18 protein-coding genes and 1 riboswitch are annotated in these 21,188 nt (G+C 73.7%); of the genes, 6 read left to right on the top strand and 12 right to left on the bottom strand.

What is annotated here, in order from left to right; all coding sequences use genetic code 11:
- Positions 1-127 precede the first annotated feature (127 nt).
- Entirely contained in the window at positions 128-1,528 is a 1,401-nt protein-coding gene (locus ACGRHY_RS23360; RefSeq protein ID WP_394637267.1) for a C39 family peptidase, read from the bottom strand.
- A 214-nt stretch (positions 1,529-1,742) separates the two neighbouring features.
- Between ACGRHY_RS23360 and ACGRHY_RS23355 the strand changes: the two genes are divergently transcribed.
- Together ACGRHY_RS23355 and ACGRHY_RS23350 are read left to right on the top strand one after the other, a co-directional pair.
- Entirely contained in the window at positions 1,743-2,366 is a 624-nt protein-coding gene (locus tag ACGRHY_RS23355) for a uridine kinase family protein (protein ID WP_394637266.1), read from the top strand.
- 441 nt (positions 2,367-2,807) lie between these two features.
- On the top strand, positions 2,808-4,766 hold the full coding sequence (locus tag ACGRHY_RS23350) for an AAA family ATPase (protein ID WP_394637265.1): 1,959 nt from the start codon (positions 2,808-2,810) through the stop codon (positions 4,764-4,766).
- A 44-nt stretch (positions 4,767-4,810) separates the two neighbouring features.
- On the opposite strand, the gene ACGRHY_RS23345 is transcribed toward ACGRHY_RS23350, so the two are convergent.
- The 8 genes from ACGRHY_RS23345 to ribD form a co-directional block, all read right to left on the bottom strand.
- A complete protein-coding gene (locus ACGRHY_RS23345) occupies positions 4,811-5,290 on the bottom strand; it encodes a PH domain-containing protein (RefSeq protein WP_394637264.1) in 480 nt (159 codons plus the stop codon).
- A 48-nt stretch (positions 5,291-5,338) separates the two neighbouring features.
- Positions 5,339-6,187: an ATP phosphoribosyltransferase gene (gene hisG / locus ACGRHY_RS23340; RefSeq protein ID WP_394637263.1), complete on the bottom strand. Its 849-nt coding sequence runs from the start codon at positions 6,185-6,187 to the stop codon at positions 5,339-5,341.
- 142 nt (positions 6,188-6,329) lie between these two features.
- Positions 6,330-6,602 (bottom strand): phosphoribosyl-ATP diphosphatase, encoded by a 273-nt coding sequence (locus tag ACGRHY_RS23335; protein WP_241717475.1) that lies wholly within the window; start codon positions 6,600-6,602, stop codon positions 6,330-6,332.
- Positions 6,603-6,660: 58 nt separating this feature from the next.
- On the bottom strand, positions 6,661-7,146 hold the full coding sequence (gene ribH / locus ACGRHY_RS23330; protein WP_394637262.1) for a 6,7-dimethyl-8-ribityllumazine synthase: 486 nt from the start codon (positions 7,144-7,146) through the stop codon (positions 6,661-6,663).
- 79 nt (positions 7,147-7,225) lie between these two features.
- Complete coding sequence (locus ACGRHY_RS23325; RefSeq protein ID WP_394637261.1) at positions 7,226-8,629, bottom strand: bifunctional 3,4-dihydroxy-2-butanone-4-phosphate synthase/GTP cyclohydrolase II; 1,404 nt, start codon at positions 8,627-8,629, stop codon at positions 7,226-7,228.
- On the bottom strand, positions 8,626-9,357 hold the full coding sequence (locus tag ACGRHY_RS23320) for a nicotinamide mononucleotide transporter family protein (RefSeq protein WP_394637260.1): 732 nt from the start codon (positions 9,355-9,357) through the stop codon (positions 8,626-8,628). Before ACGRHY_RS23320 ends, ACGRHY_RS23325 begins: the two co-directional genes overlap by 4 nt.
- Positions 9,354-10,028: a riboflavin synthase gene (locus ACGRHY_RS23315; RefSeq protein WP_394637259.1), complete on the bottom strand. Its 675-nt coding sequence runs from the start codon at positions 10,026-10,028 to the stop codon at positions 9,354-9,356. Before ACGRHY_RS23315 ends, ACGRHY_RS23320 begins: the two co-directional genes overlap by 4 nt.
- On the bottom strand, positions 10,029-11,180 hold the full coding sequence (gene ribD / locus ACGRHY_RS23310) for a bifunctional diaminohydroxyphosphoribosylaminopyrimidine deaminase/5-amino-6-(5-phosphoribosylamino)uracil reductase RibD (RefSeq protein WP_394638171.1): 1,152 nt from the start codon (positions 11,178-11,180) through the stop codon (positions 10,029-10,031). It lies immediately after the preceding gene.
- 209 nt (positions 11,181-11,389) lie between these two features.
- A riboswitch (FMN riboswitch) is annotated at positions 11,390-11,520 on the bottom strand.
- Between the two features lie 271 nt (positions 11,521-11,791).
- On the opposite strand from ribD, the gene ACGRHY_RS23305 reads away from it, so the two are divergent.
- The gene (locus ACGRHY_RS23305; RefSeq protein WP_394637258.1) at positions 11,792-14,164 is read left to right on the top strand and encodes a chitinase C-terminal domain-containing protein; all 2,373 of its coding nucleotides are present in this window, start codon (positions 11,792-11,794) and stop codon (positions 14,162-14,164) included.
- 53 nt (positions 14,165-14,217) lie between these two features.
- Here the strand turns inward: ACGRHY_RS23305 and ACGRHY_RS23300 are convergent, their stop codons facing one another.
- Positions 14,218-15,477 carry an ROK family transcriptional regulator gene (locus tag ACGRHY_RS23300; RefSeq protein WP_394637257.1) on the bottom strand — a complete coding sequence of 420 codons (1,260 nt, stop codon included), beginning with the start codon at positions 15,475-15,477 and terminating at the stop codon, positions 14,218-14,220.
- Positions 15,478-15,536: 59 nt separating this feature from the next.
- Between ACGRHY_RS23300 and ACGRHY_RS23295 the strand changes: the two genes are divergently transcribed.
- The 3 genes from ACGRHY_RS23295 (at position 15,537) to ACGRHY_RS23285 (ending at position 19,230) form a co-directional block, all read left to right on the top strand.
- On the top strand, positions 15,537-16,736 hold the full coding sequence (locus ACGRHY_RS23295) for an MFS transporter (RefSeq protein WP_394637256.1): 1,200 nt from the start codon (positions 15,537-15,539) through the stop codon (positions 16,734-16,736).
- A gap of 208 nt (positions 16,737-16,944) precedes the next feature.
- Positions 16,945-18,369 (top strand): uracil-xanthine permease family protein, encoded by a 1,425-nt coding sequence (locus ACGRHY_RS23290; RefSeq protein WP_394637255.1) that lies wholly within the window; start codon positions 16,945-16,947, stop codon positions 18,367-18,369.
- A 123-nt stretch (positions 18,370-18,492) separates the two neighbouring features.
- Positions 18,493-19,230: a DUF5995 family protein gene (locus ACGRHY_RS23285; protein WP_394637254.1), complete on the top strand. Its 738-nt coding sequence runs from the start codon at positions 18,493-18,495 to the stop codon at positions 19,228-19,230.
- Positions 19,231-19,245: 15 nt separating this feature from the next.
- Here the strand turns inward: ACGRHY_RS23285 and ACGRHY_RS23280 are convergent, their stop codons facing one another.
- A complete protein-coding gene (locus ACGRHY_RS23280; protein WP_394637253.1) occupies positions 19,246-20,214 on the bottom strand; it encodes a carbohydrate ABC transporter permease in 969 nt (322 codons plus the stop codon).
- On the bottom strand, positions 20,211-21,179 hold the full coding sequence (locus ACGRHY_RS23275; RefSeq protein ID WP_394637252.1) for a carbohydrate ABC transporter permease: 969 nt from the start codon (positions 21,177-21,179) through the stop codon (positions 20,211-20,213). The genes ACGRHY_RS23280 and ACGRHY_RS23275 overlap by 4 nt, the downstream gene beginning before the upstream one ends.
- Positions 21,180-21,188: the final 9 nt, after the last annotated feature.

The raw sequence follows: 21,188 nt of genomic DNA, 5'->3' as shown, positions 1-21,188 counted from the left end.
ACGAGGTGTCGCGGTGGACGGGGTACGCGTCCACCGGGGTCACGGCGGACCGCTACGGCCGTCTCGCCTCCGGCGGCGGCAGGGGCTTCCGCCAGAGGCGGTCGGAGCCGTCTTCGGCGGCGGTGGGTCAGCGGATGCCGAGGCTCCGCAGGGCACGGCGCTGGGCCGGGGAGGGACTGGCCGGGAAGAGGATGTAGCAGATGCCTCCCGTACCGCTTCTGACCTGGCCTTTGGCGTTGTAGCGCTTCGTCCTCAGCCAGATGTTCTCGAACTGCCGGCGCTTGTAGACGTGACGGACGGACTCGTTGCTGTCGCTGGCCGGGTCGTTGGCGATGACGTCGCCGTCCTCGGTGAAGCCGATGACGGTCATCAGGTGGCCCGCGGTGCCGTAACCCGCGCCGTCGAGTTCGGACTCCATGAAGGACTGGGAGGTGATCAGGGGGATGCCGGCGCGGATCAGGCACTCGGCGGCCGCGAGGGAGTCCAGGCGGGTCACGATGCCCTGCATGTCGCGGTAGGTGGCCGCGTAGGCGGTGTTGAACGGCCAGTTGCCGCAACCGGAGTACTGGTAGTCGTAGGTGAAGCGGGCGGCGTGGCAGACCTGGGGGTCGGCGTACTCGGGGTTGACCCAGGACAGGTCCTCGGCGGTGGGCTTGCGGCCCCAGTACTCGATGATCATCTGCGAGGAGGTGGGGCTGCACCACGCCTCGCCGCCGTTGTCGTACTCCGGGTACTGACCGATGTGGGTGTTCTGCGAGTAGCGCGGGACGTCCAGCTCGATGCCCGCGGCCACGCCCGGCGCGGAGGCCGGGACCTCGAAACGGGCGGGGACGTCGGAACCCATGGCGCCCAGTCGCCAGACCACCGGGGTGGCGTCGGTACCGGGGGCGCGGTGAAGGGTGGCGCGCAGCCGGTAGGAGGCCAGGCGCAGGCCGGTGGAGGTGTCGTCGATGGCGAAGGTGTCGGTCCAGACGCTGGACTTGCCGTCACCCTGGTCGTCCACGGAGGTGCGGCGGATGTCCTCGTCGCCGGCGGCCCAGACGCCCAGGGTGTACCAGGGGGTGTCGGTGCCGTCGGTGTAGGTGCCCCGCATCTCGGTCCGGATCCAGGTGCCGGCCGGGGTGTGGGCGTTCCAGGAGGCGACGAGTTCACTCGCGGGCACCGGCAGGCGGTGGACGGGCGAGGTCCAGACGGCGTACTCCCAGGCGTCGGTGCGCCCGGTGTGCGGGTCGGTGTAGTCGGTGGTGCCCGCGGGGACGGCGATGGCGATGCCGGGGCGGCGGCCGGCCGACACGCGGGCGCCCTGCCCGGTGCCGGAGCGCCAGTCGGTGGCGGAGGTCCAGGCGCGGTAGTCCACGGTGGAGCCGGCCCGTGAGCCGCCCCGGCCCGCTCCGGGGGCGGACGGGGTGGCCGGCGGCGGGGAGGCGGCGGCCGGGGAGAGCGCGGTCTGGGAGGCGACGGCGGCCGCGGCGGTGGCGACGGCGGCGGCGAGTACGGTGCGGCGGGTGGCCGGTCTGCTGTCGGTCATGGCGGTGGGTACCCCGGTCCTTCCGTGGGTCGGTGCGCGTACGGTGTCGCGCGTGGGTGCTGCGCCGATACGGCGGCGGCGGTGCCGCGGACGCACCGCGGAGTGTCCACATCTTCCCGCCGCCGGATCTTCGGGGCCAGTGCTGCGGGCTCCGCACGCCCGAAAACATTGGTGTCGACCAGTGGCGTTGCCCGGCCGGTCGTACGCTGGAGCGGTGATTTTCCGTGCCCGCTCCGGTCCGGCCGGTCTCGCCCGGCGGCTGCGCGCCCTGCCGCCGTCGTGCGGGCCGGTGCGGCTGGTGGCGGTCGACGGGCACGCCGGGTCCGGCAAGAGCACGCTGGCCGGGTACCTGGCAGCCGAGCTGGGCGGGGCGCCGGTGCTCCATCTGGACGATCTGGCGAGCCATGACGCCCTGTTCGGGTGGACCGGCCGTTTTCTGGAGCAGGTGGTCGCTCCCCTCTCGCGCGGGGAGCCGGCCCGGTACGGGGTGTACGACTGGGAGCACCGGGTGTTCGGCGGGGCGCGTACGCTGCCGCCCGCGCCGGTGGTGCTGGTGGAGGGGGTCGGCGCGGGCCGCCGCGCCCTGCGCCCCCGCCTGGCCTGTGTCGTGTGGCTGGACGTGCCGCGTGAGGAGGCCTGGGTCCGGGGGCGGCACAGGGACGGGCCGGAACTCGCGGGATTCTGGGACGGCTGGGAGCGCGCGGAGGAGAGGCACTTCGCCGCCGATCCCACCCTCCCCCACGCCGACCTCCTGGCACAGCGGTGCGCGCAGGGGTATCTGCTGCTTCCGGGGCCGGGAGGAGAGCGGGAGAAACCCGCTGAGGAATACGGTGGGTGACATGGTGTCAGCGGTACGCGCCTCAACCGTACCGGGCCGTACGCTCCGTCCCGCACCGGCTTGACCGGCCCCGGCCCCTGGTTCTACTTTCTGCCTGGACGGCCTGACAGGCCGTTCCCGTACGAAGCCCCCGGTTGTTCCCCCGTGATCGGGGGCTTCGTCCTGTCCGGGTTCCGCCCGGAGGGCTCCGGCGCGTCCTCACCCTCCGTCACCGGACGGCTGCCGCCGGCCCGTCGGCGCTTGCCTCTCTCCCCTCCGGCCCGCCCATACGCCGTCTACGACCGGGACCGGGGCGCGGGTACCATGCCAAAGGCCGCGGACGGCCGGGGTCCTGCCCTGCTGCCTGCGACAACTCCCTTTCGCAGCATGGTCGTTGAGCGTCGTTGAGAACCACCGCCGCCGTCGGGTGACCGCCCGGCGCATACCTTCGGGGGACGTTTCGTGGGGGACGTGAGGGACTACGGCACGCAGGACGTCCACGATCCGCAGGCCCCCGCCGATCTCGCCTGGCTGCGCGGCGTCGACGCGTACACCGTGGGTTCCTACACCCACGCCGAGGAGGAGTTCCGCGCCGCCGTGCGCATCGACCCGGGCATGGCCGACGCCTGGCTGGGGCTGCACGCCCTGCGCGTGGACACCGCCACCGCGCTGCTGCGGATGCACGAGCACCGCCACCGCTTCGGCGAGCAGCGCGTCCGGCACGGCCGTGCCCTCAACTCCTGGTACTGGCTGGGCTGGTGGGTGCAGCCGGTGCTGGAGACCGAGCGCGACCTGCTGCTGGCGCACGCCTCGCACTGGCTGGACGGCCGCCGTGTGGCCGATCTGGACCGGGCGCTGGCCGAGTGCCCGCCGGTGGAGGCCGACTCCCAGGTGCGGTTCCTGCACGCCTGCCGCGCCTACCTCGCCAAGGACTGGGAGCTGCTGGTACGGCACACCGAGCCGCTGGTGGGCGATCCGCTGCTGGGCGTGGAGGCGAGCCTGTTCGCGGGCATGGCCCGGGTGCGGCTGGAGATGTACGGGCAGGCCGAGCCGCTGCTGGCCGCCGCCCTGATGCGCTGCCGCAGTGAGCAGCCGCAGCGCAAGGAGCTGCGCTACTGGCTGGCCCGGGCCCGGGAGGGCACCGGGCGCAGCGCGGCGGCGCTGCCGCTGTACCGGGCGGTGTACCGGGTGGATCCGGCGTTCATGGACACCGCCGCCCGGCTCACCGCCATCGCCGAGGGCGACGGACTGGGCGACGCGCCGGGGACGGCGGCCGAGGCCGTGACGGTCGCGGACGGTCCCGACGGGGCGGGCGACGCGTCGTTCGGCGGCCCGCCGGATGGCTCGCCGGCCGGCGGGGAGTGGTCCACCGACGGTGCGGAACTCGCCGATCCGGCCGCCGGGGGCCTGCGCTCCGCCGGCACGGGCGGCGGCACGGGCGGGCCCGTGCCGGTGGAGGCGGACCGGGCGCGGGAGCGGTCCTCCGGCCGGCGGGGGACGGCCGGGCGCTTCCCGGCGGGACCGGCCGATCCGGTGCTGCTGGCCCGCGCGATGGGGGAGCTGGAGCGCATGGTCGGCCTGGAGCCGGTCAAGCGCCAGGTGCGGGCGCTGTCGGCGCAGTTGCACATGGCGCGGCTCCGCGCCGAGCAGGGGCTGCCCGTCCAGCCGCCCAAGCGGCACTTCGTCTTCTCCGGCCCCTCGGGGACGGGGAAGACGACGGTGGCGCGGATCCTGGGGCGGGTGTTCTGCGCACTGGGCCTGCTGGGCGGCGACCATCTGGTGGAGGCGCAGCGCTCCGATCTGGTGGGCGAGTACCTGGGCCAGACGGCGGTCAAGGCGAACGAGCTGATCGACTCCGCGCTGGGCGGGGTGCTCTTCGTGGACGAGGCGTACAGCCTGTCCAACACCGGCTACGGCAAGGGCGACGCGTACGGCGACGAGGCGCTCCAGGTGCTGCTCAAGCGCGCCGAGGACAACCGGGACCGGCTGGTGGTGATCCTGGCTGGCTATCCGGAGGGCATGGACCGGCTGCTGGCCGCCAGCCCGGGCCTGGGCTCGCGCTTCACCACCCGGGTGGACTTCCCCAGCTACCGCCCGCCGGAGCTCACGGCCATCGGCGAGGTGCTGGCGGCCGAGAACGGCGACGTGTGGGACGGGGAGTCGCTGGAGGAGCTGCGCAGCATCAGCGGCCATGTGGTGGACCAGGGCTGGATAGACGAGCTGGGCAACGGCCGCTTCCTGCGCACCCTGTACGAGAAGTCCTGCGCCTACCGCGATCTGCGGCTGTCGGACTACCCGGGCGCGCCCTCCCGGGAGGAGCTGGCGACGCTGCGCCTGCCGGATCTGATGCAGGCCTACGGTGAGGTGCTGTCCGGCCGCGGCCCCGAGGGACCGCGGCGCGAACCCCCCTCGTTCGCCTGACCTCCGGGGCGGTGCGGGGCCGGGCCCCGCGCGGAGGGGCCGGGTCAGCGGGAGGACGGCCCCGCGCCGTAGTGCTCGGCCAGCGCGCGCAGCGCCCTCGCGTCCCGGATGGCCTGCTGCTTCGCGACGCCGGGCTGGATGCCCATGGCGGGCAGGCTGGTGCCGTCGGCGAGATCGAGGAGGACCCACGGGTCGCCGGGGCGGAGGTTCACCTTGACGATCTGCGCCCATTCCAGGTGACGGACGGTGGTGAGGTTGACGACCGTGACGCCGCCCTCCTCGGCGACCACCTTCGGACGGCTGAGCAGGGTGAGGACGCCGAGGAACAGCAGGCCGGTGAGGACGAAGGAGGCCCGCTCCCCCGGGCCGACGCCCTCCAGCATCATCGCGACCGTGGTGAGGGTGGCCAGGATCGCGACGCCGACCGACAGCAGGACGATGCGGGTGCGGGCGGGCCGGAAGGTCACCGGCAGTTCGGGGCCGGGGCCGGGGTCTGCGCCGGGCTCGGGGGCGGGGGCGGGCACGTGCGTCGATCTCCGGTGGGGTCGGTGCTTCGGTGGGTGCCGGCGGCCTCAGAGGCGGCAGGCGTGGATGCCGGTGGTGAGGATCGCCCGGGCGCCCAGGTCGTACAGGTCGTCCATGATCCGCTGGGCCTCCCCGGCGGGCACCATGGAGCGCACCGCGACCCAGCCCTCGTGGTGCAGCGGCGAGATGGTGGGCGACTCCAGGCCCGGAGTGAGGGCCACGGCCTGCTCGACCTTCTCGGCGCGGATGTCGTAGTCCATCATCACGTAGCGCCGGGCCACCAGGACGCCCTGCATGCGGCGGAGGAACTGCCGCACCTTGGGGTCGTCGGCGGTGGCTCCGGTGCGCCGGACGACGACGGCCTCGGACTCCAGGATGGGCTGGCCGATGATCTCCAGTCCGGCGTTGCGCAGCGTGGTGCCGGTCTCGACGACATCGGCGATGATCTCGGCGACGCCGAGCTGGATGGCCGTCTCCACCGCGCCGTCGAGGCGAACGACGGAGGCGTCCACCCCGTTGTCGGCCAGGTGCTTGGCGACCAGGCCGGGGAAGGAGGTGGCGATGGTCATGCCGCCGAAGTCGCCGACGTCGCCCGCCGTGCCGGGGCGGGTGGCGTAACGGAAGGTGGAGGCCGCGAAGCCGAGCTGGAGGATCTCCTCGGCGGCGGCCCCGGAGTCCAGCAGCAGGTCGCGGCCGGTGATGCCGATGTCGAGCTTGCCGGAGCCGACGTAGACGGCGATGTCGCGGGGGCGGAGGAAGAAGAACTCGACCTCGTTGTCGCTGTCCACCAGGACCAGTTCGCGGCGGTCCTTGCGCTGCTTGTAGCCGGCCTCATGGAGCATCGCCGACGCAGGCTCGGACAGTGAACCCTTGTTGGGGACGGCGATGCGCAGCATGGGGCGGTCTTCCTTCGCTTCTTCGGGCCGGTGCGTGCGGCACGGAGTGGGGTCGTACGGGTGAGGCGGTGCGGGTGGAGTGGTGCGGGCGGGAGGGCGCGGTCGGCGGTGACGGCGCCGGAAGGGGTCCGGGGGACGCTTCCTACAGGTGAGCGTATACGTCGTCGAGGCCGATGCCCCGGGCGACCATCATCACCTGAAGGTGGTACAGCAGTTGGGAGATCTCCTCGGCGGTGCGCTCCGCTCCCTCGTGCTCCGCGGCCATCCACACCTCGGCGGCCTCCTCGACGACCTTCTTGCCGATGGTGTGGACGCCCGCGGCCACCAGCTCGGCGGTGCGGGAGGTGGCGGGGTCGCCGGTGGCGGCCTTCTGCCGGAGCTCGCCGAAGAGCTCCTCGAATGTCTTGTTCGCCATGGTGCCCCCTACCCTACGCCGGTCGCGGACCCTCTCGCCCTCGGGGCTCGGCCGGTGCTCACCGCCAGGGTTCGGCGACGGTGCGCAGGACGGCGGCCGTGGCGACGGCGGCGGTGACCGCCTCGTGTCCCTTGTCCTCGCTGGAACCCTCCAGCCCGGCGCGGTCCAGGGCCTGCTCCTCGGTGTCGCAGGTCAGTACGCCGAAGCCGACGGGCACGCCGGTCTCCACGGAGACCTGGGTGAGGCCGGCGGTGACGCCCTGGCAGACGTAGTCGAAGTGCGGGGTGCCGCCGCGGACGACGACGCCGAGCGCGACGACCGCGTCGTAGCCGCGGGCGGCCAGCACCTTGGCGGCGACGGGCAGCTCGAAGCTGCCGGGGACGCGCAGCACGGTGGGCTCGTCGATGCCCAGCTCGCCCAGGGCGCGCAGCGCGCCGTCGAGCAGGCCGCCCATCACCTTCTCGTGCCACTGCGCGGCGATCACGGCCACGCGCAGGTCGCCGCAGTTCTTGACGGTCAGTTCGGGGGCGCCCTTGCCGCTCACGTTACTCCTCGTCTGTGGGTCGTTCGGTGGGTCGTTCGGTGGGTGGGTGTGCGGACGGGGGTGTCCGGCGGAGCCGGTGTCACTGGCCGCGGCAGACGGGGACCGGTTCCCCGTCCAGCCAGGGCAGGTCGTGCCCCATGCGGTCCCGTTTGGTGCGCAGGTAGCGCAGATTGTGCTCGCCCGCCTGGACGGGCACCGGCTCACGGCCGGTGACGTGCAGACCGTACCGGGCGAGGGCGCCGGTCTTGTCGGGGTTGTTGGTCAGCAGCCGCAGGGAGCGCACACCGAGGTCGGTGAGCATCCGCGCGGCGGCGGCGTAGTCGCGGGCGTCGGCGGGCAGACCGAGCTCCAGATTGGCGTCGAGGGTGTCGCGGCCCGCCTCCTGGAGCTGGTAGGCGCGCAGCTTGGACAGCAGGCCGATGCCCCGGCCCTCGTGTCCGCGCAGGTAGACCACCACGCCGCGGCCCTCGGCGGCCACGCGGCGCAGGGAATCCTCCAGCTGGGGGCCGCAGTCGCAGCGCAGCGAGCCGAACACGTCACCGGTCAGGCACTCGGAGTGCACCCGCACCAGGACATCCTCGGCGCCCTCGACGTCCCCGGCGACCAGGGCGATGTGCTCCACGCCGTCGGCGGTGGAGCGGTAGCCGTGGGCGCGGAAGTCTCCGTGGGCGGTGGGCAGGGAGGTGACGGCCTCGCGGCGGACGGCGGGGACGTCCAGGTCGGCGGGGGCGGTGGCAGCGGGGGCGGCGGGTGCGGGGACGGTCTGCTCGCGGGAGCGGCGGTAGGCGATCAGCGCCTCGATGGAGACGATCGCCAGACCGTGCTCGCGGGCGAAGGGCACCAGCTCGGGCAGGCGCAGCATGGTGCCGTCCTCGCCGGCGATCTCCACGATGGCGGCGGCGGGGCGCAGTCCGGCCAGACGGGCGAGGTCGACTCCGGCCTCGGTGTGGCCGGGACGCTCCAGCACCCCGCCGGGGCGGGCGCGCAGCGGGAAGACATGACCGGGGCGCACGAGGTCGCCGGCCTCGCAGGCCGGGTCGGCCAGCAGCCGGATGGTGGTGGCGCGGTCGGCGGCGCTGATGCCGGTGGTCACTCCGTGGGCGGCGGAGGCGTCCACGGAGACGGTGAAGGCGGTGCCCATCGACTCGGTGTTGTCGCCGACCATCTGCGGCAGTTCCAGCCGCTCCAGCTCGCCGGCCTCCATCGGCGTGCAGATCAGGCCGCGGCACTCGCTCATCATGAAGGCGACGATCCCGGGCGTGATCAGCTCGGCCGCGACGATGAGGTCGCCCTCGTTCTCGCGGTCCTCGTCGTCGACGACGACCACCGGGCGTCCGGCGGCGATGTCGGCGATCGCGCGCTCGACCGGGTCCAGCGCCAGGGCGTCACCGGCCGCACCGCCGAACGCGGCGGCCGCTGCCGCGGGGCCGGCGGGGGCCGTGGAGTCGGCGGGGCTCGGATTCCAGGTGTGCAGCACGGTCATGCCGGGGCTCCTTCCAGAGCGGAGTCGTTCGCCGCCTTCGCGCGGGAGCGCAGCCACCAGTCGCGCAGGCCCCACAGGACGAGGACGAAGTAGATGACGTAGACCAGGCCGGAGAAGGCGAGGCCGCTGCCGAAGGCGAGCGGGACGCCGACCAGGTCCACCAGCAGCCAGGCGAACCAGAACTCCACCCATCCGCGGGCCTGGGCGACCATCGCCGCCAGGGTGCCGACGAAGATGTACGCGTCGGCCCACGGGCTCCAGGACAGCTGTGGGTGGAGCATGAACAGCCCGCCGACGGCGAGGGTGCCGGCGGCCGTTCCGGCCAGCAGCAGGCCGCGTTCGCGCCAGGTGGCGAACCGTACGGTGATCCTGCCGTCGGCCCTGTCGCCCGCCGTGTCGCCGGAAGACGGCCCGGTCGCCGCGCTCCCGTGGTCCTCCGCCGGCGCGGAGGCGCCGCGCCGCCACTGGTGCCAGCCCCACACGGCGACGCCGATGACCAGCAACTGCTTGCCGACGCCGCCCGAGAGCTGGGCGGAGGCGTAGGCGGCGACCAGGATGAGTCCGGCCAGGAACTGCGCGGGCCAGGTCCAGATGGAGCGGCGCCAGCCGAGGGCGAGGGCGACCAGACCCATGACGTTGCCGACCATGTCGGACCACTTCACGCTCTGGCCGAACGCCTCGAAGACGGTGCCGTTTAGGACTCCGTCGAGCCACTCCAGCGCGCTCATCGGACGGCCCCGGCGGGCTCGGCCACCCCGGCGGCTCCGGCGGCTCCGGCGGCTCCGGCGGCTCCGGCGGCTCCGGCGGCGGCACGGTGGCCGAGCAGCCGCTCGACGTACTTGGCCAGGACGTCGACCTCCAGGTTGACCGGGTCCCCGACGCTCTTCACGCCCAGGGTGGTCAGGGCGAGGGTTGTGGGGATGAGGCTGACGGTGAAGTCCGCCTCGCCCGCCTCGACGACGGTGAGGCTGACGCCGTCCACGGTGATCGAGCCCTTCTCGACGATGTAGCGGGTGAGCCCGCCCGGGGCGTCGATCCTGACGATCTCCCAGTTCTCGCCGGGGACGCGCTCGGTGATGGTGCCGGTGCCGTCCACATGGCCCTGGACGATGTGGCCGCCGAGCCGTCCGCCCAGCGCCATGGGGCGCTCCAGGTTGACGCGGTCGCCGGCGGCCAGGGCGCCGAGGCTGGAGCGCTTGAGGGTCTCGGCCATGACGTCGGCGGTGAACTCGCCGTCGGCGGTGTCCACCACGGTCAGGCAGACACCGTTGACCGCGATCGAGTCGCCGTGCTTCGCCCCCTCGGTCACCAGGGGGCCTCGCAGCCGGAAGCGGCTGGATTCGGCCAGTTCCTCGACGGCGGCGACCTCGCCCAGTTCTTCGACGATTCCGGTGAACACTCAGAACTCCTTGGGCTCGTGGACTGCGGGGGCGGGAGCGGATGTGCCGGGTACGACGGGTACGACGGGTACGACGGGTATGGCGGGTATGGCGTCGACACGCAGATCGGGCCCGATCCGTTCGACCGCGGTCACCGTCAGTCGCAACGCGTCGGCGACGGTGGCGATTCCGGCGTCGGCGAGGGCGGCGGGCCCGGCGCCCAGGAGGGCCGGGGCGAGGTAGGCGGTGACCCGGTCCACGGCGCGGGCGGCGACGAACGCCCCGGCCAGGGTGGCGCCGCCCTCCAGCAGCACGGACCGCACATCGCGGTCGTGGAGGGCCGTGAGCAGCGCGGCGACGTCCAGGCCCCGGCCGTACCCGTCGCCGGCGCGCGGCAGCCGTACCACCTCGGCGTGCCCGTCGAGGTGGGCGGTGGCGGCGTCCGGCAGGTCGTCGGCGACGGCGACCAGGGTGGGGGCTTGTCCGTCCAGGACACGGGCGCCGGGTCGGACGGCACGCGCCTCGGTGTCGGCGACGACGCGCAGCGGCTGGACGGCGCCGGGGGCGCCGCGCACCGCGAGGTGGGGGTCGTCGGCACGGGCGGTGCCGGAGCCGACGAGTACGGCGTCGGCCTCGGCGCGCAGCCGGTGGACGTCCGCGCGGGCGGCGCCGGAGGTGATCCAGCGGCTGGTGCCGTCGGCGGCCGCGGTACGGCCGTCGAGGGTGGCGGCGTACTTCCAGCGCACGTACGGGCGGCCCAGGCGCACCGAGGCCAGCCAGGGGGCGTTGACCTCGGCCGCCTCCTCGGCCAGGAGGCCGCCCTCGGTGTCGATCCCGGCGGCGGCCAGGGTGTCCGCGCCGCCGCGGGCGGCGGGGGTGGGGTCGGCGACGGCGTAGACCACGCGGGCGATACCGGCGTCGATCAGGGCTCGGCTGCACGGACCGGTGCGGCCGGTGTGGTCGCAGGGCTCCAGGGTGACGACGGCGGTGCCGCCGCGGGCCGCCTCGCCGGCCTCGGCGAGGGCGTGGACCTCGGCGTGAGGGCCGCCGGCGCGCCGGTGCCAGCCCTCACCGACGGTCCGCCCGGCGGCGTCGAGGACGACACAGCCGACGACGGGGTTGGGGCTGGTGGAGCCGAGGCCGCGGGCGGAGAGGGCGACGGCGCGGCGCATGGTGTCGCGTTCGCGCTGCCGCGCGGTGGGCGCTGCGGCTTCGGTGGCCACCGGGTCCTCCTGCCTCTTCGGGCACGGACTCCGGGGCGGTACGGGAAACGAACGGTCTCGCGGGATGGACGGGACGCCGGACCGCGGACCGGATTCTCCGGGCCCGGCGGGGGCCCAAGGATCCGCCTGCGGCGGCGTACCGGCCGTCTCACGACCCGCCGCGCACTGCCTCCCATCCGGACTTTAACCGTCGGTCCAGGAATTTCACCTGGTCAACCGGCCGCTGGCAGCGGCCGGGTCGCGGACTGTAACCGCCGGTTCGGACTTTCACCGACCCCGGAGTGCGCTTGACGTTGGTACGCGACCAGTGTGCCACGTCCGGATCGAGCGGCGCTGGAGAGTGGCTGTGGGCTGACTCACAGAACCGGACTGCGGTCTGGTCCGGACCTATTGACCAATTGGTCTAGTCCTCTTAGTGTCTGCGGCACCTCCGAGGAGTCGGCCCGGGGTGTGCGCACGCACCGGGCCCCGAGCACCGTCCGCCCCGGCCGCGCCGGTCCGTCCGCCCGGCGCGGCCCGGGCACCTCTCACCCCGCCCCTACCGCACCGGAGGTCCGCACATGTCGTCCAGCGTGTCCGTCCCCGCCCCCCGCAGCAGACCGCCCCGCACCCGTACGCGCGCCGGGGCCGTGTTCGCCGCGACCGCCGCGGCCGTCGCCGGTCTGCTGCTCGGCACCCTGCCGGGTTCCCCCTCCCACGCCGCCGAGGACCACACGTCCTGCCGCCCCGACGGGCTGTACGCGACACCGGGCGTGGACGTGCCCTACTGCACGGTCTACGACACCGCCGGACGCGAGAAGATGGGCGCCGACCACCAGCGGCGCATCATCGGCTACTTCACCGGCTGGCGCACCGGCGCCGACGGCACGCCCCGCTACCTCGCCTCCGACATCCCCTGGGACAAGGTCACCCACATCAACTACGCCTTCGCGCACGTCGACGGCGGCAACCGGCTCTCGGTGGGACCGGACGGACCGGGGAACGCCGCGACCGGCATGACCTGGCCCGGGGTGGCGGGCGCGGAGATGGACCCGGCCCTGCCGTACAAGGGCCACTTCAACCTGCTCAACAAGTTCAAGAAGCAGCACCCGGAGGTCAGGACGCTGGTCTCGGTGGGCGGCTGGGCCGAGACCGGTGGCTACTTCGGCCCCGACGGCGAGCGGGTCGACTCCGGCGGCTTCTACACCATGGCCACCAACGCCGACGGCTCGGTCAACCGGGCGGGCATCGACACCTTCGCCGACTCGGCCGTGGACTTCATCAGGAAGTACGGCTTCAACGGCGTGGACATCGACTACGAGTACCCCACCACCATGAAGGACGCGGGCAACCCGCTCGACCGGTCCGTCGCCAACCCCCGCCGCGCCGGACTCGTCAAGGGCTACGCCGCTCTGATGAAGACGCTGCGCGAGAAGCTGGACCGCGCCGGCGCCGCCGACGGGAAGCACTACATGCTCACCGTCGCCGCGCCCTCATCGGGTTACCTGCTGCGCGGCATGGAGACCTTCCAGGTGCAGAAGTACCTGGACTACGTCAACATCATGTCGTACGACCTGCACGGCGCCTGGAACGAGTACGTCGGCCCCAACGCCTCGCTGTACGACGACGGACGCGACGGCGAGCTGGCCCAGGCGGGCGTCTACACCACCTCCCAGTACGGCGGGATCGGCTACCTCAACACCGACTGGGCGTACCACTACTTCCGCGGCTCGATGCCGGCCGGGCGCATCAACATCGGCCTGCCCTACTACACGCGCGGCTGGAAGAACGTCACCGGCGGCACGGACGGGCTGTGGGGGAAGGCGGCGGCGACCGAGTGCCCGGCGGGCTCGGGACTGACCAAATGCGGTGACGGTGCGGTCGGCATCGACAACCTCTGGCACGACAAGGACACCAGCGGCAAGGAGTCCCCGGCCGGCTCCAACCCGATGTGGCACGCCAAGAACCTGGAGAAGGGCATCGTCGGCGACTACGTCGACGAGTACGGCCTGCCCGCCGGCACGGAGTTGACCGGCACCTACGAGCGCAGGTACAGCGAGACCCTGACCGCGCCGTGGCTGTGGAACGAGCGGAAGAGGGTCTTCCTGTCCACCGAGGACGAGCAGTCGGTGAACGCCAAGGCCGACTACGTGGTCGACAAGGGCATCGGCGGCACCATGGTCTGGGAACTGGCCGGCGACTACGGCTGGAACGAGGCCAGGGGCCAGTACGAGACGGGCGACACCCTCACCACGGCGATGTACGAGAAGTTCAGGACGGCCGCGCCCTACGGCGCACAGCGCGCGAACACCGACATGCCCGACCGGGCCCTGGACGTCGACGTGGAGTTCGGGCAGTTCGCCCTGGGCGACTCCAACTACCCGATCAGCCCCAGGCTGAGGATCACCAACAACTCGAAGGCGACCCTGCCGGGCGGCACGGAGTTCCGGTTCGACTACGCCACCTCCGCGCCGGGCAACGCCAAGGACCAGTCGGGCTTCGGCACGACGATCGTCGACAGCGGCCACACCCGTACCGGCAACACCGGCGGGCTGGACGGCGACTTCCACCGCGTCTCACTGAAGCTGCCCGCCTGGCAGACACTGGCGCCGGGCGCGTCGGTCGAGCTGGACTTCGTGTACTACCTGCCGGTGTCCACGCCGTCGAACTGGACGGTGTCCTTCGACGGCATGACGTACGGGCTGGCCGGGGACCTGACGCGCGGTGTGACGGTGGTGGACGGCGACGGTACGGACGGCGGCACGACCGACGGCGGCGCCTCGGGCGGCGGCGAGCAGTGCGCCGCGCCCTCCTGGGACCGGGCCACCGCGTACACCGGCGGCGCCACCGTCTCCTGGAACGGCCACGAGTGGAAGGCCCAGTGGTGGACGCAGGGCGAGGAGCCCGGCACCACCGGCGAGTGGGGCGTCTGGCAGGACCTGGGCACCTGCTGACCGGGCTCCCACCCCGGTGAACCGCCCCCGCGGCGGGAGCCGTCCGCACCGCGTCACCGCGGTGTGAACAGCTCCCGCCGTGCCGCGTCCAGGGCCGTCACCAGGCCGCCGCCGAGCACCGGGCTTCCCTCGACCGTGCCGCACAGCACCTCGGTGGCCAGCGGGGACATCCCGGCCAGCCGGCCGGCCACCCGTTCCGCCAGCGGCTGCCCCCCGGCCCGTCCCACCTCGCCGCCGAGCACCACGCAGCCGGGGTCGAGGACCGAGGCGACGGCGGCGGCGCCCACGGCGATCCGCTCGGCCAGCGCGTCCAGGAACGCCTCGGCACCGGCTCCCGCCTCGCCGGCCACCGCGGCGCGGACCACAGCCTCCGCGGCGCGGACACCGTCCCCGGGTGCGTACCGCGGCGGCCGCAGGCCGTGCCCGCGCGCCAGCGCGCACACCGCCGCGGCGCCGGCCAGGGAGTGGAAGCCGCCGTCGCAGACGGTCGCGGACGGCAGTCCGGCGGTACCGGGCACCGGCAGGAAACCGACCTCGCCGGTGCCGCCGGAAGCGCCGCGGCGCAGTGCGCCGTCCAGGATCACCGCGGCTCCCACCCCATGCCCCAGCCAGAGCAGGACGAAGGTGTCGCGGCCCCGCGCCGCGCCGAGGCGGTGCTCGGCGATGCCCGCGAGGTTCACCTCGTTCTCCAGTACCACCGGGGCGCCCAGCCGTTCGCGGATCGCGGCCGGGACGCGGGCGTGCCAGGCCGGCAGCGTGGTGCCGCGGCCGAGGGCTCCGGTGGCCGGGTCGATCATGCCGGGGGCGCCGACGGCGACGGTGTGCAGCGTGGTGACGCCGTTCTCGCGCAGCGCCTCCCGCAGGGCTGTCACCGTCCGCTCCACGGGGTCGCCCCCGCCGTCTGCGCCGTCTGCACCGTCCAGGACGGGCGGTTCCGCCCCGCCGGCCGCGCCGCCCGCGAGGTCGGCCAGGGCGAAGGAGACGCCACCGGTGCGGACGTCGACGGCCGCGACGTGGGCGCGGTCGGCGACGAGGCCGTACAGCCGGGCGTTGGGTCCGCGGCGGGTCTCCCCCGCCTCACCGGCGGCCCGGACCAGTCCGTCGTCGGCCAGGCGCCGCAGCAGGTCCGCGACGCTGGGGCGGGACAGCCCGGTCAGCTCCTTGAGCCGGCCGGCCGTCAGGGGCCCGTGCTCCACCAGCAGTTCCAGCGCGATCCGGTCGTTGATGGCGCGGGCCGTACGGGGCGACGCGGTGCGCGCGGGACGAACCGAGGCGGAAGGAGCGGGGGGATCGGGTCGCGGGGGCGTGGTCATGCGGGAATCCTCGCAGATTTCCTTTTTCATTCAGGAAGCCTTCCTGATAGTTTACGTGCATGCCCTCCTCCTCCATCGGCCGGGCCCGGCGCTCGGTCGCCCTGGTCTTCGCCCTGCACGGCGCGGTCTCCGGCGGTTTCACCACCCGCATCCCCTGGCTCCGGGACCAACTCGACCTGAGCAACGGCCAGTTGGGATTCGCCCTGGCCTTCCCCGCGATCGGCGCCTCGCTCGCCATGCCGCTGGCCGGGCGCATCATGCACCGCCACGGCGGGCGGGCGGCCGTACGCGCTCTGCTCGCCCTGTGGTGCGCCTCCCTCGCCCTGCCCGCCCTCGCCCCCCACCTGGCCGTGCTCTGCGCCGCGTTCCTCGTTCTGGGCGCCACCGCCGGGATGGCGGATGTGGCCATGAACGCCCAGGGTGTGGAGGTGGAGCGGCGCCACGGCCGTTCGATCATGTCCGGGCTGCACGGCATGTGGAGCGTGGGCGCGCTGCTGGGCTCGGCGGCCGGCGTGGGCGCCGTCCACCTCGGCCTGGACGCCCGGATCCACCTCGCGCTGGCCGCCGCCGTCCTGGCCGCGGCCGTTCCGGCGGCCTGCCGCGGGCTGCCGGACGCACGCCCCGCGCCGGGGCGGGAGGCGCCGCCGCGCTTCGCGCTGCCGCCGCATTCGGCCCTGCTGATCGGCGCGGTGGGGATGTGCGCGGTGCTCGCCGAGGGCGCCTCGATGGACTGGTCCGGCGTCTACCTCCGGGACGTCACCGGCGCGTCGGCGACGGTCGCGGCCGCGAGCTACACCGCGTTCGCCTGCACCATGGCCGCTGCCCGCCTGGCCGGCGACGCCGCCGTACGCCGTATCGGTCCGGTGCGCACGGTGCGGGTCAGCGGTGTCCTGGCCACCGCGGGCGGCGCGCTGGTGGTGACCGCGCCCGGCCCGGTGGCGGGTATCGCCGGGTTCGCCCTGCTGGGCGTCGGGATCGCCGTGGTGGTGCCGCTGGCCTTCGCCGCGGCCGGGCACAGCGGTCCGGCTCCCGGGCAGGCCATCGCCGGCGTCGCCACCATCACCTACACCACCGGACTGGCCGCGCCGACCGTCATCGGCCTCCTGGCCGAACTGGTCTCGCTGCGGGCATCGTTCGCCCTGGTCACCGCTGCCACCGCCGTCCTCGTTCTGGCGGCCGGGGTGCTGGGCACCCCGGGTCGGGGCGGTGTCGTCGCCCGGGGCGCCGGGGAGACGCGGGCGGAGCTGCGGGGGAGCTGACCGGAGCGGCGAGGGCGGGCGAGGGAGGCGGTCGGGTTTTCCCCCGGCCGGACGTGACCGGTCCGCTCGGCCCCACTGCGCCGATCGGCCCCACGAAGGCGCCCCGTAGCATGTGGGCCGATCGATTCCGGTCACACCCGATCGCACCTCGGCGCGCCCCCGAAGCGTGCCGGAACGCACCACCGCACGAGCACGAAACGGAGCACCCATGGGCCTCGGTCTGCGCTGGACCCTGCACGGCGACGGTCGCACACCGGCGCCCGGAGCCGTCGTACGGCCCGACGAGCGGCTGTCGTGGCCGCGGACGGCCGGGCTGGGGGCCCAGCACGTGGTGGCCATGTTCGGCGCCACCTTCGTCGCCCCGGTCCTCATGGGTCTGGACCCCAACCTGGCCATCATGATGTCGGGTGTCGCCACCATGGTGTTCCTGCTCATGACGCGCGGCCGGGTGCCGAGCTATCTGGGCTCCAGCCTCTCCTTCGTCGGCGTCGCCGCGGCGATCCGCGCGTCGGGCGGCGACAGCGGGACGATCACCGGGGCGCTGCTGGTGGTCGGCGTGGTGCTGCTGCTGGCCGGCCTGGTGGTGCAGAGGTTCGGCGCGCGGGTCATCCACGCCGTGATGCCGCCCGTGGTCACCGGTGCGGTCGTGATGCTGATCGGCTTCAACCTGGCCCCGGTGACGGCCTCGACGTACTGGCCGCAGGACCAGTGGACGGCACTGCTGACCATGCTCTTCACCGGGCTCGCGGTGGTGGCGCTGCGCGGTTTCTGGTCCCGTGTGGCGATCTTCCTCGGACTGGTCTTCGGCTACGCCGTCTCCTGGGTCCTGGACCGCCTCTTCGGGAAGATCCACTCCCCGGCGGGCGGCGGGGAGGCCGTCGACCACTGGCGGCTGGACCTCTCGGGCGTCTCCGAGGCCGACTGGCTCGGACTGCCCTCCCTCCACGCGCCCGAGTTCCAGTGGTCGGCGATCCTGGTGGCGCTGCCGGTGGTGATCGCGCTGATCGCGGAGAACGCGGGCCATGTGAAGGCCGTCGGCGAGATGACCGGCGATCCGCTCGACGACAAGCTGGGCACCGCGATCGGCGCCGACGGCGCGGCCACGGTGCTGTCCACGGCGGTCGGCGGCCCGGCCACCACCACGTACTCCGAGAACATCGGCGTGATGGCCGCGACCCGTGTCTACTCCACCGCCGCCTACTGGGCCGCCGCCTGCTTCGCCGTGCTGTTCGGGCTCTGCCCGAAGTTCGGCGCGGTGATCGCCGCGATCCCCGGCGGTGTGCTCGGCGGGATCACCGTGATCCTCTACGGCATGATCGGCCTGCTCGGCGCGCAGATCTGGCTCGCGGGCCGGGTGGACCTGCGCAACCCGCTGAACCTGGTGCCGGTGTCGGCGGGCGTCATCATCGGCGTCGGCGGCGTCAGCCTGGAGGTCACCGACAGCTTCGAACTGAACGGCATCGCGCTGGGCACCATCGTCGTCCTCACCGGCTACCACGTGCTGCGGGCGCTGGCCCCGGCGCACATGCGCGAGCAGGAACCGCTGCTGGACGAGGGCACCTCCTCCTACGACGCCGAGACCGCGGACGGCGGCACGGACGTCGCCGGCGACACGGAGCCCGGCAAGCGGTAGGCGGCGCCGGCCGCCGCGCCCTCGCGGACAGGGGTTCTTCGCCGCTCGTTCGGAGGTCGCCCGATCCGGGGGGACTTTCCGCGCTCCCTCCTGCGCTCCGTCCCCGTCTGTCACTCTGATCGCATGACGATGACGCAGTCCGGGCCCGCCGCCGGGCCCGCCGCCCCGGACGGGGTGGACGGGGTGGACGGGGTGATCGCGCGGATGCGCGCGCTCCAGGAGGAACTGCCGTCCCACGACGGGGTGGCGGCCTTCAACCGGGTCTATCTGGCCGTGACGCTGTCGGTGCGCCACAGTCTCCTCGACGGCCTCCTGCCCCGCCCCCGTTCCGCGGCGGCCCTGGCCGCGGTCTTCGCCGGCCGCTATCCGGCCGCCGTCGACCTGGCCGCCGCCGGGGAGCCCGTCCCCGCCTGCTGGCGCCCGCTGTTCCGGGCGCGCCACCACACGGGCGTGCACCCCGCGCAGTTCGCGCTGGCGGGGGTCAACGCGCATATCGGGTACGACCTGGCGCTGGCCGTGGTGGACACCGCCCGGGCGCACGGGTGCGAACCCTCCGCGCTCCAGGGCGCGTTCGACCGGATCGGGGACGTCCTGGTGGAGCTGGAGGAACGGATCCGCGAGGACCTGGTGCCCGGCCCCGACCCGCTGGACGTCGCCGACCCGCTCACCCACCTGATCGCCGGCTGGAACATGGAGCGGGCACGGGACGCGGCCTGGTCGGCGGCGCGGCTGCTGTGGAGCATGCGGCGGCTGCCGGAACTGGCCGAGGAGTTCACCCACCGGCTGGACACCGGAGTGGGTCTGGTGGGCCGTTTCCTGCTCACCCCGCTGGAGCGCCGCCCGGTAGCCCGGACGGCCTGATCGCCCCGTCCCTGCTCAGCCCTTCAGCCCCGAGCGGGACACCCCCTCGATCACCCAGCGCTGCGCCACCACGTACAGCAGCAGTACGGGGACGCTGGCGATGACGGCCCCGGCCATCAGCAGGTCGTAGCGGATGTTGTTGGCGCCCTGGAAGTTGGCCAGCCCGGCGGGCAGGGTCAGCGACTCGGGGCTGAGCAGCACGTACAGCGGCCACAGGAAGTCGTTCCAGTTGGTCAGGAAAGACAGCAGCGCGAGCGTGACCAGGGCCGGGCGGGCGAGGGGGAGCACCACCCGGGCGAAGATCTGCCACCGGTTGCAGCCGTCGATCTCCGCCGCCTCCTCCAGCTCCCCGGGGAGGGTGAGGAAGAACTGCCGCAGGAAGAAGACGCCGAACGCGCCGGCCGCCGCCGGGACGACGATCGCGGGGAGGGTGTCCACCCAGGCCAGCTCGTTGACGATCAGGAAGTTGGGGACCAGAAGGATCACCGGGGGCACGAAGAGGGTGGCCACGACCCCCGCGAAGATCACGCCCCGGCCGCGGAAGTCCATGCGGGCCAGTGCGTACGCGGCCGGGGTGGCGGTGGCCAGCACCAGCGCGGCGTGGGCGGTGGCGGCCAGCAGGCTGTTGAGGAACCACTGCATGACCGGGCTGTCGGCGGAGCCCAGTACGTGGCGGTATGCGTCGAGGGTGAGCGGATCGGGTATCCAGCGCGGTTCGGTGGCCCCGGCCTCGCCACGGGTCTTGAGCGAGGTGGTCAGCATGTACAGCAGCGGGCTGAGGTACAGCGCGGCGACGACGCCCAGGACCAGGTGGAGCAGGGAGCGGCGCAGCCGCCGGACGGCCGGCCCGCCGGCCGCGCCCGCCCGGCGGGCGCCGGTCCGCTCCCCCGCGCTCCGGGCCGGTTGCGGCGCCCGGGGAGCGGATCGGTCCTCGTGCTTCCGGGGCCCGGCCGCCGGGACGGAGCCGGAGCGGACGGCGGTCATCGGTCCTCCTGGCGTTCGCGGAAGATGCGGAAGAGCACCGCGCTGGCGGCCATCAGCGCCAGGGCGAGGATGAAGCTCATCGCCGACGCGGTGCCCATCTCGAACCGGCGCAGACCGGTCTCGGCGATCAGGAAGATCGCCGTCTTGGTCTCGTCCGCCGGGGCACCGGTGGTGATCAGATAGGACTGGCCGAACATGTTGGCCGAGGCCAGGAGCGTGGCGTTGACCACGAACAGCAGCACCGGGCGCAGTCCGGGCAGGGTGACGTGGACGAACCGGTGCCAGGCGCCGGCGCCGTCGACGCGGGCCGCCTCGTACAGCTCGGCGGGGATGTCCTGGAGTCCGGCGAGGTAGATGACGGCGTTGAGGCCGAGCGTCCACCAGACCGTGACGCCCACCAGGCCCCACCAGGCGGCGGGCGTGTCGGTCGTCCACTGGATGTCGTCGGGCAGTCCGAGCACGCCCAGGTAGTGGTTGACCATGCCGATGTTGCCGTCGAGCAGGAAGCGCCACAGCAGGCCGACCACGGCGACGCCGAGCACGTACGGGGCGAAGTAGACCGCGCGGTACAGGTTGCGGCCGCGGAACCCGCCGTTCATCAGCATCGCCACGAACAGCGGCATGACCAGCAGGAACGGCAGGGACAGGGCGGTGAAGACCGCCGTCGCGCGCATCGCGGCCCAGAAACGCGGCCCTTCCACGCTCTCGAAGTCGAACAGTTCGCGGTAGTTGCCCAGGCCGACGAAGGGCTTGGCCGGGACGTTGATGTCCCATGCGTGGAGGCTGATCCACAGGCCGTAGCCGATCGGGGCGAGGACGAAGACGGCGAACAGGGCCAGGTGGGGGCCCATGAAGACGTACGGTGTCCACCAGCGGTAGGGGCGGGTGGCGACCCGTGCGGGGGCCGGACCCCGCCCGGGCCGCGCTCCCGCGGTGGTCGGCCGTGCGGTCAGCCGTGGTGCCACGTCGGATGC

The sequence above is a fragment of the Streptomyces shinuiensis genome (genome assembly GCF_043660855.1).
Lineage (GTDB): Bacteria > Actinomycetota > Actinomycetes > Streptomycetales > Streptomycetaceae > Streptomyces.
This window is presented reverse-complemented; position numbering and strand designations above follow the sequence as displayed.

Coding starts and splice junctions, on each gene's coding strand:
- ACGRHY_RS23360 (WP_394637267.1), bottom strand. CDS start 1,528: ATGACCGACAGCAGACCGGCCACCCGCCGCACCGTACTCGCCGCCGCC.
- hisG (WP_394637263.1), bottom strand. CDS start 6,187: ATGCTGCGCATCGCCGTCCCCAACAAGGGTTCACTGTCCGAGCCTGCG.
- ACGRHY_RS23335 (WP_241717475.1), bottom strand. CDS start 6,602: ATGGCGAACAAGACATTCGAGGAGCTCTTCGGCGAGCTCCGGCAGAAG.
- ACGRHY_RS23325 (WP_394637261.1), bottom strand. CDS start 8,629: ATGACCGTGCTGCACACCTGGAATCCGAGCCCCGCCGACTCCACGGCC.
- ACGRHY_RS23320 (WP_394637260.1), bottom strand. CDS start 9,357: ATGAGCGCGCTGGAGTGGCTCGACGGAGTCCTAAACGGCACCGTCTTC.
- ribD (WP_394638171.1), bottom strand. CDS start 11,180: ATGCGCCGCGCCGTCGCCCTCTCCGCCCGCGGCCTCGGCTCCACCAGC.
- ACGRHY_RS23305 (WP_394637258.1), top strand. CDS start 11,792: ATGTCGTCCAGCGTGTCCGTCCCCGCCCCCCGCAGCAGACCGCCCCGC.
- ACGRHY_RS23300 (WP_394637257.1), bottom strand. CDS start 15,477: ATGACCACGCCCCCGCGACCCGATCCCCCCGCTCCTTCCGCCTCGGTT.
- ACGRHY_RS23295 (WP_394637256.1), top strand. CDS start 15,537: ATGCCCTCCTCCTCCATCGGCCGGGCCCGGCGCTCGGTCGCCCTGGTC.
- ACGRHY_RS23290 (WP_394637255.1), top strand. CDS start 16,945: ATGGGCCTCGGTCTGCGCTGGACCCTGCACGGCGACGGTCGCACACCG.
- ACGRHY_RS23285 (WP_394637254.1), top strand. CDS start 18,493: ATGACGATGACGCAGTCCGGGCCCGCCGCCGGGCCCGCCGCCCCGGAC.
- ACGRHY_RS23280 (WP_394637253.1), bottom strand. CDS start 20,214: ATGACCGCCGTCCGCTCCGGCTCCGTCCCGGCGGCCGGGCCCCGGAAG.